Consider the following 14036-nt stretch of genomic DNA (forward strand, 5'->3'; position numbering starts at 1 on the left):
CGGGGACCCTGGCGATGAACCTGAAGGAGGCCCGACGCCCCGCTCACGTCGGGCCTCCACCATGCAGGACGGCTTTCCCAGTGATTCGGTTGACAGGATCTTAGAGACGATCTACCAGGATTCGGGAGTAATCCGGGCAGATTGCTGAACGCGTTAGTTCTTCGAGCACTTCGGAGCGCACACGCGGCGGGCGATCGCCTGCAAGAAGATCTTCTGAATCTCCGCCGGGGTGTTGGCGATGTAGACCGCGCCGTCGGTGACCTGAGCCACCTGGTCCAGCTCGTTGCGGTCGACGCCCTTGCCGAACCCGATCATGATGACCTGGACCGGGTGCTTGGGGTCGTACTCCTTCTTCAGGGCGGCCAGCAGCTTGGGCAGGGTGGTGCCCTTGGGGTTGTCGTTCTTGCCGTCGGTCAGCAGGAGCATCGAGTTGATCATGTCCGGCTTGTAGGTGCCCTTGAGCTTCTTGTAGGCCGCGAGGATCGTGTCGTACAGGCCGGTGTCGCCGGTGGGGATCGGCTTGACCTTGGCGAGCTGGCCGAGGATCACCTGGCGCCGGGTCAGCGAGCCGATGCGGTCGCCCAGCGGGCCGATGGGCACGATCTCCTTCCAGGGCTGGCTGCCGACGAGGTTGGTGGAGAAGACCCACTGCCCGAGTTCGGTGTCGTCGGTCATCAGCTGAAGGCCGCCCTGGGCCGTCTTCGCCGTGGCCTGCATCCGGGTGACGTTGCTGCCCGGCACCTTGTCGGCCATCGAGCCCGAGACGTCGATGATGCTGAGCAGCCGGATGGTCAGGCTGAGCTTGGACCAGGCCTGCATGACCTGCGCGACGCTGTCGGCGTCCGGAGCGGGCAGCGGCCGGGGCTTGCGGGGGCTCACCCCGGTGGCGGTGCCGAACGAGGACGGGCCCTTGCCGTCGGGGGTACGGAAGCCGAGCGCCTGCACGCGGCTCTGCGCGTTCGCCGTGGACATCGACTTCTCGAACAGCTGGGACGCGCTGACCTTGTCGTCGCTGGAGGTGGTCACCGTGTACGGGTAGTCCAGGGTGGCGGTGCCCTCGACCGGGTAGACCGCGACGGCGGGCTCGCCGGGCTTGGACTGGTTGTACTTCCACACCGACTGCTCAGGGGTGAGCAGCACGGGGAAGCGGCCGCGGGCGTCGGGCTTGAGCGACTTGTACTGCGCCTCGACGTTGGGCGTGGTGGCGTGCTGGACCGTCCGCACGATCCCGGTGAAGATCGTGTTGGCGTTGGGGTCGCTCTGCAGCAGGGTCCGGAGCATCATCAGCGCGGCCATGCCGCTGGCGTTGCGGGTGGGGTCGGGCACCGACAGGCGGATCTTGTCCGCGGGGATCGTCTGGTTCTTGGTCACCGCGCCGCCGGGCATGCCGCCCGCCGCGGTCAGCAGGTTGTCCCACGACGGCGTCGAGAGGATGCCCGCCTTCTTCAGCCCGGAGGCCAGGGTCGCCGGCATCGCGACCACGAGCGGGGTCTGGGCGACCTGGGTCTTGGTGATCCGGACCTTGCCCTTGCCCTTCTGCGACTTCTCCACCAGGTTGGGCCACAGCGACGAGTCGGGGATCCAGACGTCCGGCTGCTGGGCCTGGCCCTCCGAGACGCCCTGACCGGACAGCAGTGTGGTGACGGCGGCGGGGTCGACGTTCTTGACCTCGACCTTGACGCACTTGCCGTTGACGGACTGCTTCTGGCCGTTGAAGTCCTCCGCGCTCTTGTGGACCGCGTCCGCGATGTCCGGCGAGGCCGCCACGCTGAGGGTGATGGCGTCGCTGCCCCCGCAGCCGCTCGAACCGGCGGCGAACGCGTAGACGCCGACGCCGAGCAGCACCGCGAGCCCGACCGCCCCGGCCAGCGGGCCGATCAGCGCGCCTTTGCTGCGCTTGCGCCGGGACCGCCCCTCGCCGCTCCAGTCGTCCCCGCCGCCGCCACCCCCGCCGCCGTAGAAACCGCCGGAGCCGCCGGGATCACGCGGACCGCTCGGGACGCTCGGGCTCTCCTGGCTCTCGTACGGGTTGTAGGGGCCGGACTCGGTGGGCGAGCCGGCACGGTATCCACCCAGGTCGGCGGAGCCGGAGAAGCCGCCGGAGCCATATCCGGCACCGCCACTCCCACCGCCCGAGCCGTAGCCGCCGGCACCCGAGCCGTAGCCGCCGCCACCACCGGCGTCGGAGGCGCCGGAGAACCCGCCGCCGCCGTACTGCGGCTGGGAGGGCGGCGCGGCGGGCGGGTCGGGCTCGCGAGGGGTGAACCATTCGGGCACGTCGTTGGCGCCCGAGGCCGATCCGCCCCCCTCACGACGTGGGCTGAACCAGTCGCCCCCCTCGGGACCGGCCGCGGCGCCCTGGGCTGGCGAACCGTATCCCGGTTGCACGGGATCGGGGTAGCCACCGCTGGCCTCGCGGCCGAGTGGAAACTCGTTGCCCTGACTTCCGTTCACGGCCTGCCCTCTTTCAGATGAAACCGACCGATGGTCCACGGCACTGTAGCCGTACCGACGAGGTGTTACAAAGAGGCGAAAACGGACGAACTTGCTGGTCACGCTAGTTACCACGGAATTAACCATGATGATCTGAGGTGGAATCGCTCTCCGTGCATGATCCAGCACACGCCGCGTCGGTGGTCGTGCTCTTCTCGGAACGTTCCCACATGATTGCGATTTTGTGTGCATTCCGGATAAGTCATCCGATAGTAAGAAAATCTCCAATGCCGACTTGCCGGGCGGCAACTCGGCGGACTTCTGCGCCGTCGTAGATGATGAATCGACGACTTCAGGAGTGATATGACCGAGCCGAAGCCCGGGCGGATCATGGGGCGCTGGCGCCCGGTCCTGACATGGACGCTGGTGGGCTCGTGGGGCGCGTGGGCGGCGGTCCGGCTGACCGGAGCCGATCGCCTGCCGGGCCTGGGGGTGCCGGTCACTCCGCTGCTCTCCCTCACTCCCTACGTGGCCGCCGCCGCGCCGGTGCCGGTCATCTGCGCCGCGGTGCTCCGCCGGCGGCGGGCCACCGCGGTGGCCGCGGTGGTCGCCGCCGGGCTGGTGGCGGCCGTGCTGCCGAGGGTCGTCGCCGCCGACCAACCCAGGGTCGCCGGCCCGGCGCTCCGGGTGCTCAGCGGCAACCTGATGTTCAGCCGGGTCGACCCCGAATATCTGTACGGCCTGATCGAGCGCACCCGCGCCGACGTGGTCAGCCTCCAGGAGTTCAACCAGGACGCGGCCGACGGCCTGGCGAAGGCGGGACTCGGCCGGCTGCTGCCGTACCACAACCTCGACCCGCGCTGGGAGGCCGGCGGCTCTGGCATCTACTCGCGCTTCCCGCTGAAGCCGCTGCCGTCGCAGCCCGGCACTGCGATGGCGATGCCCAACGCCGAAATCGACCTGCCCGGCGGGCGCCGGCTCCAGGTGACCGCGGTGCATCCGCTGCCGCCGATCTCGGGCCCGGCGTTCGAGAGGTGGCGCCACGACCTTCGCGGGCTGCCCGCCGCCGACCCGCACGGCCCGGTGCGCGTCCTGGCCGGCGACTACAACGCCAGCCTCGACCACGCGATGCTGCGATCGGTCCTCAGCCGAGGTTACGTCGACGTGGCCGACCAGGTGGGCAAGGGCCTGGTCCCGACGTGGGGGGTGGACATCTACGGCCCGCCGCTCTCCCTCGACCACATCCTGGTCGACCGGAGATGCGCGGTACGGCGGGTGTCGATCCACGACCTGCCCGGCAGCGACCACCGCGCGATCCTCACCGAGCTCCGCCTGCCGTAGCGCGAGGTCACCCCCCCCGGGCGGGCACGTACGGCGAGGCACGGCAGACTGGGCGGTGTGGCCCACCTCGTTCCCGTCGCCGACCCTCGCGATCCGCGCCTGCGCGACTACGTCCGGCTGACCGACGTGCAGCTGCGCAAGACCCTGGAGGTCGACGAGGGGCTGTTCATCGCCGAGGGGGAGAAGGTCGTGCGCCGCGCGGTCGAGACCGGTCACCGCGTCCGCTCGCTGCTCATGGCCGCGAAGTGGGTCGAGCCGCTGTCGGACCTGCTCGACCGGGTCGACGCGCCCGTCTACGTCGTGGACGACGCCACCGCCCAGACGGTGACCGGCTACGCCGTGCACCGCGGCGCGCTCGCCTCGATGGCGCGGCTGCCGCTGCCCTCGGTGCCCGAGATGCTGGCCGGTGCCGGCCGCCCGGCGGCGGAGCCCGGTGAGACCGCGTCCGGACGAGCCGCCGCACCGCTCCGGCGGATCCTGGTGCTGGAGGATCTGGCCGACCACGGCAACGTCGGCGCGATATTCCGGTGCGCGGCCGCCCTGGGCATCGAGGCGATCGTCCTGTCGCCGCGCTGCGCCGACCCGCTCTACCGCAGATCGGTCAAGGTCTCGATGGGCGCGGTCTTCGCGATCCCGTACGCCCGCATGACCAACTGGCATGACGGACTGGCGGACCTGCGTGAGTCGGGCTTCCAGCTACTCGCCCTCACTCCGGACCAGTCGGCGGTGCCGATGGACAAGGTGGCGATGGGGGAGCGGGTCGCGCTCATGCTGGGCTCGGAGGGCGACGGTCTCTCGTCCCGCTGGTTGCACGAGGCGGACGAGCCGGTGTGCATCCCGATGAGCGCGGGCGCGATGGCACTCGGCGTCGACTCCCTCAACGTGGTCGCCGCCGCCGCCATCGCGTGCCACGGTCTGATGACGCACTGACACCGCCGGTCATCGCGCAGCGCCGCGTCTCAGCGGCGGATCGTCCGGTAGACCCTGGTGACGTACGGCAGCTCGAACGAATCGGGGAGGTCCGCGGTGAGCCGCCGGACTCCGGCCTCGATGTCCCTGCGGAGTTCCGGCCCCGCGACGAGGTAGTAGGACCGGGACTTCAGCAACGCCAGCAGTGAGCCGGGAGTGTGCGGCTGACCATGCCGGAAGTCGCGGTGCTCGGCCGGCCCGAAGGCCTCCCCGAACTGGTCCCGGGCCAGCCCCCGGGCGTGCGCCGACCCGTCGCGGTCGGCTCCCGCCAGCTCCGACAGCCGGGCCACCCAGGCCACCGACTCGTCACGGAGGTTCCAGACGGGGGCGAAGACCCCGCCGGGCCGGAGCACCCGCGCGATCTCCGCGTGTGCCACCTCGGGGTCGAACCAGTGGTAGGCCTGGCCCGCCACCACCGCGTCCGCCGATCCGTCCGGCATCGGGATCCGCTCGGCGGACCCCTCGACGGCGGTGGCGCCGGGCAGCCGCACGGCCAGCCGTGCCCGCATGCCCGGGTCGGGCTCGACCGCGGTCACCTCGTGCCCGAGCCCGGCCACGACCTGCGTCAGCAGGCCGGTGCCCGCCCCGAGGTCGATGACCCGCACCGGCGTGTCACCGAGTGCCCAGGCGACAGCCTCGGGCGGATACGAGGGACGGACCTGGTCATAGGAGTCGGCGGCCGCGCCGAACGACAGCCGTTGCGCCTGAAATGAGTGCTCGTCCATCCGTCCACGATCTCACCGTCGCGGGAACCGGCCGGGAAAGGGCCCGGCGGCATGTCGGTCCGGCGGTCCGCCGGGCGACGAGTGAGTGAAGGCAGGTCACGGCCACCGCGAGGCGGGGCCACCGCCGAACGCACCAAGGACGAGGCCACCCTCCATCCGAGAAGGGCCTCACGATGACAGTCTTCTCGTTTCGGTGTGCTCCACCGTCGACCGGGACGAAGATGTCCATCACACGTGCCGGCCCGGCACGGTGAACCGGGCGCCGCGGGGATGCGTACGTCCTGGCGAGCTTCAGGTATTTCGAACGAGGGAGAGCCTCCGATGGGACGACCACACCGCTTCACCGGCGGCCGCGTCCGACTCTGCGCGGCGGCCGTCGCCGTGCTGTCCGCCGTCGCCTGCTCCGGGCAGAAGTCCCCCTCGGACGGTCCCTCCGGACCCACCGGAAAACAGTTCAGCCTGGAGCAGATCGCGGCCCAGACCGACTGCCGCATGCAGTTGCAGAACAACGTCGCCGAATTCCGCCAGGGTGCCTGCAAGACCGACAAGGGCCGCTACGTGGTGCTGACGTTCGCCACCCAGCAGGCCGGCGACGAGTGGCTGGCGGAGGCGAAGAACTGGGGCGGCACCTACCTCGTCGGCCCCCGGTGGGTCGTCGTGGGCACTCCCCAGCAGCTGCAGGGTTTCCGCGCCAAGCTCGGCGGCACCATCCAGGCCGGCGACGACCACAGCGGTACCGGCAAGCCGCACGCCCACACCCCCGGCTCCTGAGCGGCGCCCCCACGGGAGATCTTTCGCGTGCTCACGGTAAGGAAACGAACGCGCTGCGTGTCGTGTGTTTCTGCGGGGTATGTACGGTCTCAGTCGTCGCGTGCACAGAGGTGCTGATCGCGGCAGAGTGACCGAAATGGTCGGGGACGGGGGGCGTCGATGATCGAACGTGAAGAGTCAAAACGCGGCGGCACGGTCAAAGTCACTTTCACCTTGCCGGCACATGAGCCGGACGGGCCCGTTTCGGTGGTGGGTGATTTCAATGACTGGGATCCCTACGCGCACCCGCTGGTGCCGGAGGGCGATCTGCGCCGTGCCACCGTCGGGCTCCGCAGGGGCGGCCTGTACGTCTTCCGGTATCTGGGCGACGCCGGACAGTGGTTCGACGACGAGTCCGCCGACCTGCTCGATCATCGCGGCGGGGTGATCCGCACGTGACCTCGCGGGCCGCGCCGAAGGTGCAGCCCGAGCACGTACCGGCCCGCCACGCGAACGCCACGCCGCCCGACGCGCCGCGGATCGTCTCCCGGCTCGCCGGCGAGTTTCCCGCCGTCGACCGGCAGATTGTCGACCGTCAGGTGCGTGACACCTGGAACTGCGCCCTGCATCTGGGTGCGGACGTGACACCGGACCTCGTCGAGGAGCTCGCCCGGGAACACCTCATCGCGCTGGACGGATCGCTCGACCTCATGCGGCCCGTACGCGGCCGCGGACGACCACCTCAGGGCCGGCGCTAGCCGGCCTCCCGGCCGGGAGGCCGTGCCAGGACCATGAGCGGCGCCGGGGGCGCCGTGCTCGGGCGTGACCGGGAGCCGTGCCGGGCTCCCGGGGAGATCAGATCTCGAGCAGGTCGAAGATCACGCCTCCGTGGTTGACCACCCGGTACCCGAGCTCGGGCAGGCGCTGTTCGGTATAGGCGGTGAGTTCGGCCATGCCCAGGCTCGGGGAGGGATGATCCTGGGCGACCGGGGCACCGGTCAGGGGCTCGCCGGTGTCCTCGTCGGTGACGATCCGGTAGATGAAGATCGTGTATCCGTCGTTCTCGCGTGATGCCTCGAGCACCGCCCGGTGGGTGGGCGTGGTGCTCATCGAGGTCACCTGTTCGGCGACCCAGGTGGGGGTGATGGCGGCGATCCGGCGGCCACCGCTGGTGATGTGAGTGATCCCTCCGTGGTGCACCGCGTGATTCACGTAGTCCACGAAGTGATCTCTGACGTCCTCGACGTCTACGTCTATTTGATCCATGGCTCATCCCTCGATGCTAAGGATCATCGGCACAGGACTGACCGTATCTCTTCGGGCGCTGCCCCGGAGGGATTGAGCGATGGTTTGCTGTCCCATAAGGGCAGACGTCCACTTTTTAGTGGATTAGACGGTATGAACGCCGCCCGGATCACAAGTGCACGTGCACTCGCACGTGCATCGATGCTTGCACCTGCACGGGATCGGGAGCAAGATAGGTCTTACCGCCGCATCCGCTCCCCGATCCGATCTGCCTCGAAACCGCCCCGCCTCTCACAGTCCCATCTGCCCGGAGGCAGCCGCATGTCACACCTGACAGACAACGACCGACAGGCCCTCGAGCTCGCCAGAGATCTCCGCGCGCACATGCAGCAGTGGCTCGCCCGGCATGGCGCGAACGGCTCCTTCTCCATCTCGCCCTTCGTCGATCCCACCGGCAAGCCCAGTGTGATCATCACCATGGACTCCCCGCTCGCCCTCGCCATGGTGCGCAGCCTGGACCAGCAGCAGCCCGCGGCGCCGCAGCCGCCGCCGCGCCAGCAGGGCCAGCAGGGCCAGCACGGCCAGCCTCTCCCGCCGCCCCGGCACCTGGGAGTGCTGCCGACCCAGGCGACCGCGTGAGTCACGGCGCACTCGACGAGGGTGCGCCGCCCCCGGCGGTGCACACCGACCGGGCCACCTGAGGGCTGCCCCGCCGGGCCGGTGAGAGGCACGGCGCGCTTCGCGACGGAAGGCGACACGGAGGCAGGGCCCCGGAACATGCGATGGGTGCCACGCGGACGACGTGGACCGCGGCGGACGGCGACCATCGGGGTGGTGGAACGTCGAGCCGCCATGACGAACAGCCGGTCTTCGACCGGGCCCGGACGGAGAGATGCCGCCCGGCCGCCCGGCGTCGCCACCGGCCCGGCGCTCGCCGCCGGCTAACCCTCGAAGAGACCGCGCCTGCCGCGGCGGTGGCCGCCCTTGGCGCGGGGCCGCACGGAGCGGGCGCCGACCAGCCGCACCTGGGTCAGCAGCACCGAGAAGATCACCAGCAACGCCGCCAGCCAGGCCGCCTGCGTGCCGGCCACCCGCTGGAACGTGAGCTCCTGGGCATCCGGTGAACCGTCGCGCATCGCCGTGGTGCTGCCCGACAGGCCCGTGGCCGCCGGGCTCGACGGTGACCCCGCCGCGACCTGGGGCAGCGCGACCTCCGGCACACCGGCCGGCTGGATGGACCCCGCCGGACTCGGCGGGGTGTAGCCCCCCGCGCCGCCGGCCCCGGTGGGCGTGGCGGGCAGGGCGGGCGTCGCCGGCGGCGTCGTCGCCGGTGTCGCCTTGGGCGCCGCGGCGACGTTGATCGTGCGGGTGGTGGACCTGGGCGCGGCCTTGTCGGCAGCCGCGGCCGCCACCTTGGCGGTCAGGACGAGCTTGCCGGGCTTCATGGCCTTCGGCACGGTCACCGTCACCGTCACCGTCTTGTTGGTGGTCGTGAGATCGCCGAGGGCGTACGAGCCGGTGGGAGTGGTGGCCGCCTTGGGCTTGGCGGACAGCACCAGAGTCGCCTTGTGCGCGACGGCCTTGTTCGCGTGGACCACGACGTACAGCGTGACCTTGTCGCCGGGATGCGCGGCCGCCGCGACGGGGGTGGTCGAGACCTCCAGCACCGGGACCGGGGGAGGCGGCTTGGTCGGCGTCGGTGTCGGTGTCGGCGTAGGGGTCTTCGTCGCCGGAGAGGTCGGGGTCTTCGTCACCGTGGGCGTGCTCGGCGTCGCCGAGGCGGTCGGTGTCGTGACCGGTGTGGCCGTCCCCGGACTCGGTGACGGCGTGTCCTGCGCCGTCGCCGACGGCGCCATGGCGACCGCCACGACCGCCGCCGCGCCCAGTCCTACCCAGATCGGATGATGTCCCGATCGAGAGAGCACAGCCTCCGCACCTCCGTCGTCTCGTCGCGTCCCGCGCGCCAGGACCGGTCTACCCCTGGAAGCGCCTAGGCATTCAGACGAACACGACCGGCCGAGCAAATCAACCGAGGTGCTGCGAAACGTCTAGGTGTACCTAGATCAATTCTTCGTGAAGATCTTGTACTTCCGCACGAGGTGCCCAGGTCTGCCACACACCGTGGTCGACCCTGTCCAGGCCGAGCCGCTGGGCGACCGGCCCGCGCCCGCCGATGTACTCCACCCGCAGCCAGGTCTCGTGCTCACCGACGATGATGAACGGCTCGCCCTTCCAGCTGCACACGGTCCGTACGTAGCGCAGGGAGTCGAGCTCGGCGGTGGGCACGATCCGGCGGTGCCGCCCCGCACGGACCTCCTCGAAGCCCTCCGCGGGCTCGGTGGCGTAGAGCCGGGTCTCGCCGTCCGCGCCGGGACCGGCCTCGTACTCCACACCGCGCCACCGCGCGATGAAGCCATCACGGATCATGCCCATGGACTCGCTCCGCTCACGTGTTCATGGCGCTCGCTTCGCTCGCGCGGTCCGCGGGCGCTTTGCCGCCCGCTCACGGGTCGCCCGCCGTTTCGGGTTGGAGCCAGGTCAGCTGGTCCGGGTCGTACATCGCGACGAACCGTTCGGAACGATCCCGGCCGAGGTGGTACATCTCCGCGCCGTAGGGCAGCCGGGTGCTGTCGACCTTGTACTCGCGGATGCTGCCGCCGCTGCCGGGTGCGAATCCGGTGCCCTGGAACGGCGCCGGCTCCACCACCCAGCCCGACTCGCCCCAGCCGAGCAGCTCCTCCTCGGTCTGGCCGCCGAACGGGATGCGGTAGAGGTCCTCGCAGTACGCCGGCCAGCGCATGATGTAGACGCCCTCGTCGTCCAGGGAGAACGGCGAACCCTCGTAGAGCAGGCCGAGCGCCTGGTAGAGCTGTGCCGGGGTCTGCAGGTCGCTGACGTCCGCGGAGGGGTGGACGAACCCGCCGACCCGGTCGTACCCCTGCTCGAGGTACCAGGCGACGTGCGCCGCGGGCAGCACCTTCTGCATGATGGCGGGGCCGGTGCGGGGCGTGCCGCCGGAGCGGGGCGCCGGCACGGCCACCTCGGTGCCGGCGGGCGCCTGCTGGGGCTGCTGCGCCGCCGGCTGGGGCTGCGCCTGCTCGGCCGGGACCGCCTGCTGGGCGGGCGGCCTCATCAGGCCGACTCGGGTGGACCACTCGCTGAGCGCGTGCACCTGGTCGCCGCGCAGCGAGGCGCCGATCCGGGTGCCCGGGTTGAGGAGCATCGTCCACTCGGCCCGCGGCCAGTGCCGGATGAGCTCCCGGAAGTCGGTGTAGACGAACCGCGACGAGGCCGCCGAGCCGACGAGCGCCTCGCGGAGCCGTACGAGCGAGGTGAAGACCTGCACGGCGGAGTCGCTCCGCATGGCCGCGTCCCAGCGGAACTCCGGCTCGGTGGGGGTGACCTCCAGCGGCGCGTCGGCGGCGATCGGCACCAGCACGTTGGCGGCGAACAGCACCCGCAGGAAGGCGTCGGTGTCATCGGCCTCGGCGGCCTCGAAGAGCTCCTGGTCGATCCGGTTGCCGGGCTCGAACTCCGGCGCCGGGGCCTGCGCGGGCGGGCCGGCCAGGTCACGGACCTGGTCGCCCGGCACGGCGGCGTCGATCGGCGTGCCCGGGTTGAGCACGAGCGTCCAGCCGGGATCCGCCCAGGCCGACACCAGGTCGAGGACCTCCGGCATGACGAAGCGGGACTGCCCGATGGCGTCGTGCATCCACTTGAGCGAGGTGAACACCATGATGGACGGCCGCTCGTGCACCGGCACCGCCAGCCAGGGGAAGTCGGGGTCGTCGGGCTTGGTGCCCCACGGGGTCTCCGCCTCGGCGGGCACCAGCACCTGCCCGCTGAGCAGGATCTTGAAGAAGGCCTCGAGGTCGCGACGGGTCATCGCGTCGAACAGCCGCTCCTCCATGTCGTTCTGCGGCTCGAAGTGCTGGGCCATCCGCTGCGCGCCCTGCTGGTCCGACCACTCGGCCAGGCTGGGCAGCTGCTCGCCGGGGAGGGAGGCGCCCACCGGGGTGCCGGGGTTGACCGCCAGGGACCAGGCGCGGTCCGGCCAGTGCCGGATGACCACGGTGAACGGGAACCGCAGGAACTCCACGGGCCCGATCGCCTCGTGCAGCCGCTCCTGCGAGGTGAACAGCGTGATCGTCGTCCGGCCGCCGGCCTCGGTGGGGTGCCACGGGAAACCCGGACGGCCCGGATGGGGGCTCGTCTCGGCGCTGGTGTCGAAGTCGGCCGGGATCGGGACCAGCACCTCGGCGCCGAGCAGGATCTTCACGTACGCGTCGTTGTCACCCCGTGCGCCGGCGTGCAGCAGCTCGTGCTCGATCTCGCCCACCGGCTGGAAGGCCGGGGCGGGCGGGACGGCGGGCTCGGCGTTCGCCGCGGGCACGGGGGTGGCCGCGGGCACCGGCGGGACGGGGCCCTCGCCGGTGGACTGCAGCACGTCCGGCTCGAACTCCTGGGCGTGCGGCCGGGTCTCCCACGGCGGCGGCTCGGCGGCCGGGCGGGGGATCGGGATGCGTCCCGGCCCGATGCCCGCCTGCGGTGGCCGGGCGTCCCCGTCCGCGAGCTGCCGGACGAACCACGACGGCAGATGCCCCTGGATCGGCAGCCCCGCGTCGACCGCCAGCCACCAGCGGTTGTCCGGCCAGGCCCCGGCGATGTCACCGAACTTCAGCTTCATGAAGTGCTGGAACCGCGGTCCGAGGCAGGCCCGCATCGCCTCGGGGGAGGTGTAGGCGAGCACGTGGGTGCGCCCGTCCGCCTCGCTGGTCGGCCAGGCCGGCTGGGCCTGGTTGGCGAGGACCTCGTCGACCTGCTCCGGTGAGACGGGGACGAGCAACTCGGCCTGCGCCAGCAACCGGAAGTACGCCTCCTGGTCGCCGGACTGCAGCACACCCTGCATCCGGTGCTCGACCTCGGACACGGGCTCCCAAGCCTCGGTCACGTTCGCCACCCCCTGACCATGCTAGCGGGCGCCCGGACAGTGAACGCTGGGTTTGTGACGCTGTCCCCGAGGCCGCATCGGACCTGCCCACGCTACATGGGCGAACACCCACAAAGACCCTATCGGTCAGCCAATCGGCCGAGGGCGGTCACCAATCGGTCGACCTGTTCGATGGTCGTGCCGACCCCGATGCTCGCTCGTACCGCGGTGCCCGCACCCTCCGAACAGCCGGCCGTGCCGCTCCCGACCAGACGCCGGACGAACGGATGGGCGCAGAACTTCCCATCCCGGACCCCGATGCCGTGCTCCTCGGACAGCGTAAGGGCCAGCTCACGCGCGTTCCAGCCGTCCAGCACGAAAGACACGATGCCGATGCGGGGATGCCCGGCGTCCCACAGGCCGAGCTCCCGCAGACCGGGGATCGTCGCGAGCCCGCGCCGCAGCCGGGTCAGCAACCGGTCCTCCTCGGAGATCAGGGTGTCCCACCCCGCTCCGTTGAGCGCCGTGCAGGCCGCGGCCAGCGCGATGGCGCCCAGCACGTTGGGGGTGCCCGCCTCGTGCCGCTGCTGCGGGTCGGTGGCCCAGACGGTCTCCCGGTCCACGTGCGAGGTCGCCCCGCCGCCCTTGAGGTACGGCTCCGCGGCGCGCAGCCAGTCGGGCCGCCCGACCAGCACCCCGGCCCCGAACGGCGCGTACAGCTTGTGCCCAGAGAAGGCGACGTAGTCCAGGTCGAGCGCGGTCATGTCGATCGGCCGGTGCGGGACCAGCTGGGCGGCGTCGACCGCGATCCGGGCCCCGTGCCGGCGGGCCACCTGAGCGAGCCGCCCGATCGGCCACAGCTCGCCGGTGACGTTGGAGGCGGCGGTGACCACCAGCAGCCGCGGGCCCTGCGGGGCGTCCCCGAGCGCCCGCTCGGCCGCGGCGACCGCCTCGGCCGGAGTGGCGGGCGCCGGCAGCCGCACCGGCCTGCGCCACGGCAGCAGGCTCGCGTGGTGCTCGGTCTCGAACACCACGACCGTCGTGCCCTGCGGCAGGGTGCGGGCGAGGAGGTTCATCGAGTCGGTGGTGTTGCGGGTGAAGACCACCGCGTCGCGCCGCCAGGCGCCGACGAAGGAGCGTACGGTCTCGCGGGCGCGTTCGTAGGCGTCGGTGGTGACCTGCGAGGCATAGCCGGCCCCGCGGTGGACACTGCTGTAGTACGGCAGCGCCTCGGTGACCGCGTCCGCCACCGCCGTCAGGCAGGGGGCGCTGGCGGCGTAGTCGAGGTTGGCGTACGGAACCGTACCGCCGCCCGCGACGGGGGCGAGCGCGCCGGCTCCGGCGACCCGCAGCCCGCCCCACGGCTCGGGGACCGCCGGGGCGCGTCCGGGCGGACACGGAGCGGGGACAGGGCTGATCGCGACGGCGGGCATGGCAGGCCTCCACGGGTACGGGACCCGCGAAGAGCGCCCGGGGTCCGCGCTTGCCGGGACACGGTCGTGCCCGGCCTGGTCCTCACCCGGGGCACCCCGCCGCGGAGGGAGGGTTGCCGGCCAGCGAGCCGGGGCTTGACGCTGGCGCTCATGACCTGCCCAGAGGATAACCCGGGCGAGCGGGTGACCGTCAAACCGAACTGCGCTGAT

At 71.5% G+C, this 14036-nt stretch carries 14 protein-coding genes and 1 riboswitch; of the genes, 7 read left to right on the forward strand and 7 right to left on the reverse strand.

What is annotated here, in order from left to right; genetic code table 11:
- Positions 1-153: 153 nt before the first annotated feature.
- A complete protein-coding gene (locus tag ACRYCC_RS06860; RefSeq protein WP_433809721.1) occupies positions 154-2454 on the reverse strand; it encodes a substrate-binding and VWA domain-containing protein in 2301 nt (766 codons plus the stop codon).
- Positions 2455-2796: 342 nt separating this feature from the next.
- Between ACRYCC_RS06860 and ACRYCC_RS06865 the strand changes: the two genes are divergently transcribed.
- Positions 2797-3774 carry an endonuclease/exonuclease/phosphatase family protein gene (locus ACRYCC_RS06865; RefSeq protein ID WP_433809722.1) on the forward strand — a complete coding sequence of 326 codons (978 nt, stop codon included), beginning with the start codon at positions 2797-2799 and terminating at the stop codon, positions 3772-3774.
- Between the two features lie 57 nt (positions 3775-3831).
- Entirely contained in the window at positions 3832-4704 is an 873-nt protein-coding gene (locus ACRYCC_RS06870) for a TrmH family RNA methyltransferase (protein ID WP_433809723.1), read from the forward strand.
- Positions 4705-4733: 29 nt separating this feature from the next.
- On the opposite strand, the gene ACRYCC_RS06875 is transcribed toward ACRYCC_RS06870, so the two are convergent.
- The gene (locus tag ACRYCC_RS06875; protein WP_433809724.1) at positions 4734-5468 is read right to left on the reverse strand and encodes a class I SAM-dependent methyltransferase; all 735 of its coding nucleotides are present in this window, start codon (positions 5466-5468) and stop codon (positions 4734-4736) included.
- Between the two features lie 321 nt (positions 5469-5789).
- On the opposite strand from ACRYCC_RS06875, the gene ACRYCC_RS06880 reads away from it, so the two are divergent.
- The 3 genes from ACRYCC_RS06880 (at position 5790) to ACRYCC_RS06890 (ending at position 6976) form a co-directional block, all read left to right on the forward strand.
- Positions 5790-6239, forward strand: a complete 450-nt coding sequence (locus tag ACRYCC_RS06880; RefSeq protein WP_433809725.1) for a hypothetical protein — start codon at positions 5790-5792, stop codon at positions 6237-6239.
- 159 nt (positions 6240-6398) lie between these two features.
- Complete coding sequence (locus tag ACRYCC_RS06885) at positions 6399-6677, forward strand: isoamylase early set domain-containing protein (RefSeq protein ID WP_433809726.1); 279 nt, start codon at positions 6399-6401, stop codon at positions 6675-6677.
- Positions 6674-6976, forward strand: a complete 303-nt coding sequence (locus tag ACRYCC_RS06890; protein WP_433809727.1) for a hypothetical protein — start codon at positions 6674-6676, stop codon at positions 6974-6976. Before ACRYCC_RS06885 ends, ACRYCC_RS06890 begins: the two co-directional genes overlap by 4 nt.
- Positions 6977-7073: 97 nt before the next feature.
- Here the strand turns inward: ACRYCC_RS06890 and ACRYCC_RS06895 are convergent, their stop codons facing one another.
- Complete coding sequence (locus ACRYCC_RS06895; RefSeq protein ID WP_433809728.1) at positions 7074-7484, reverse strand: hypothetical protein; 411 nt, start codon at positions 7482-7484, stop codon at positions 7074-7076.
- Between the two features lie 300 nt (positions 7485-7784).
- Here ACRYCC_RS06895 and ACRYCC_RS06900 point away from each other — a divergent pair, with 300 nt between their 5' ends.
- Positions 7785-8102 (forward strand): hypothetical protein, encoded by a 318-nt coding sequence (locus tag ACRYCC_RS06900; protein ID WP_433809729.1) that lies wholly within the window; start codon positions 7785-7787, stop codon positions 8100-8102.
- 302 nt (positions 8103-8404) lie between these two features.
- Here the strand turns inward: ACRYCC_RS06900 and ACRYCC_RS06905 are convergent, their stop codons facing one another.
- Positions 8405-9130 carry a hypothetical protein gene (locus ACRYCC_RS06905; RefSeq protein ID WP_433809730.1) on the reverse strand — a complete coding sequence of 242 codons (726 nt, stop codon included), beginning with the start codon at positions 9128-9130 and terminating at the stop codon, positions 8405-8407.
- Positions 9131-9149: 19 nt separating this feature from the next.
- Here ACRYCC_RS06905 and ACRYCC_RS06910 point away from each other — a divergent pair, with 19 nt between their 5' ends.
- Positions 9150-9368: a hypothetical protein gene (locus ACRYCC_RS06910; protein ID WP_433809731.1), complete on the forward strand. Its 219-nt coding sequence runs from the start codon at positions 9150-9152 to the stop codon at positions 9366-9368.
- Positions 9369-9521: 153 nt separating this feature from the next.
- Here the strand turns inward: ACRYCC_RS06910 and ACRYCC_RS06915 are convergent, their stop codons facing one another.
- From ACRYCC_RS06915 to ACRYCC_RS06925, 3 genes are all read right to left on the reverse strand, one after another.
- Positions 9522-9896, reverse strand: a complete 375-nt coding sequence (locus ACRYCC_RS06915; RefSeq protein WP_433809732.1) for a UCP033725 family protein — start codon at positions 9894-9896, stop codon at positions 9522-9524.
- 70 nt (positions 9897-9966) lie between these two features.
- Positions 9967-12414 (reverse strand): SseB family protein, encoded by a 2448-nt coding sequence (locus tag ACRYCC_RS06920; RefSeq protein ID WP_433809733.1) that lies wholly within the window; start codon positions 12412-12414, stop codon positions 9967-9969.
- Between the two features lie 119 nt (positions 12415-12533).
- Positions 12534-13826, reverse strand: a complete 1293-nt coding sequence (locus tag ACRYCC_RS06925) for an aminotransferase class V-fold PLP-dependent enzyme (protein WP_433809734.1) — start codon at positions 13824-13826, stop codon at positions 12534-12536.
- Between the two features lie 41 nt (positions 13827-13867).
- Positions 13868-13982, reverse strand: a riboswitch (SAM riboswitch).
- Between the last annotated feature and the right edge of the window lie 54 nt (positions 13983-14036).

It is taken from the genome of Actinomadura scrupuli (genome assembly GCF_050971785.1).
GTDB classification, from domain to species: Bacteria; Actinomycetota; Actinomycetes; order Streptosporangiales; family Streptosporangiaceae; genus Actinomadura_E; species Actinomadura_E scrupuli.

Excerpts from the sequence above, each read along its gene's own strand:
- ACRYCC_RS06865 (WP_433809722.1), top strand. The coding sequence starts at position 2,797 with ATGACCGAGCCGAAGCCCGGGCGGATCATGGGGCGCTGGCGCCCGGTC.
- ACRYCC_RS06875 (WP_433809724.1), bottom strand. The coding sequence starts at position 5,468 with ATGGACGAGCACTCATTTCAGGCGCAACGGCTGTCGTTCGGCGCGGCC.
- ACRYCC_RS06880 (WP_433809725.1), top strand. The coding sequence starts at position 5,790 with ATGGGACGACCACACCGCTTCACCGGCGGCCGCGTCCGACTCTGCGCG.
- ACRYCC_RS06885 (WP_433809726.1), top strand. The coding sequence starts at position 6,399 with ATGATCGAACGTGAAGAGTCAAAACGCGGCGGCACGGTCAAAGTCACT.
- ACRYCC_RS06895 (WP_433809728.1), bottom strand. The coding sequence starts at position 7,484 with ATGGATCAAATAGACGTAGACGTCGAGGACGTCAGAGATCACTTCGTG.
- ACRYCC_RS06900 (WP_433809729.1), top strand. The coding sequence starts at position 7,785 with ATGTCACACCTGACAGACAACGACCGACAGGCCCTCGAGCTCGCCAGA.
- ACRYCC_RS06915 (WP_433809732.1), bottom strand. The coding sequence starts at position 9,896 with ATGGGCATGATCCGTGATGGCTTCATCGCGCGGTGGCGCGGTGTGGAG.
- ACRYCC_RS06925 (WP_433809734.1), bottom strand. The coding sequence starts at position 13,826 with ATGCCCGCCGTCGCGATCAGCCCTGTCCCCGCTCCGTGTCCGCCCGGA.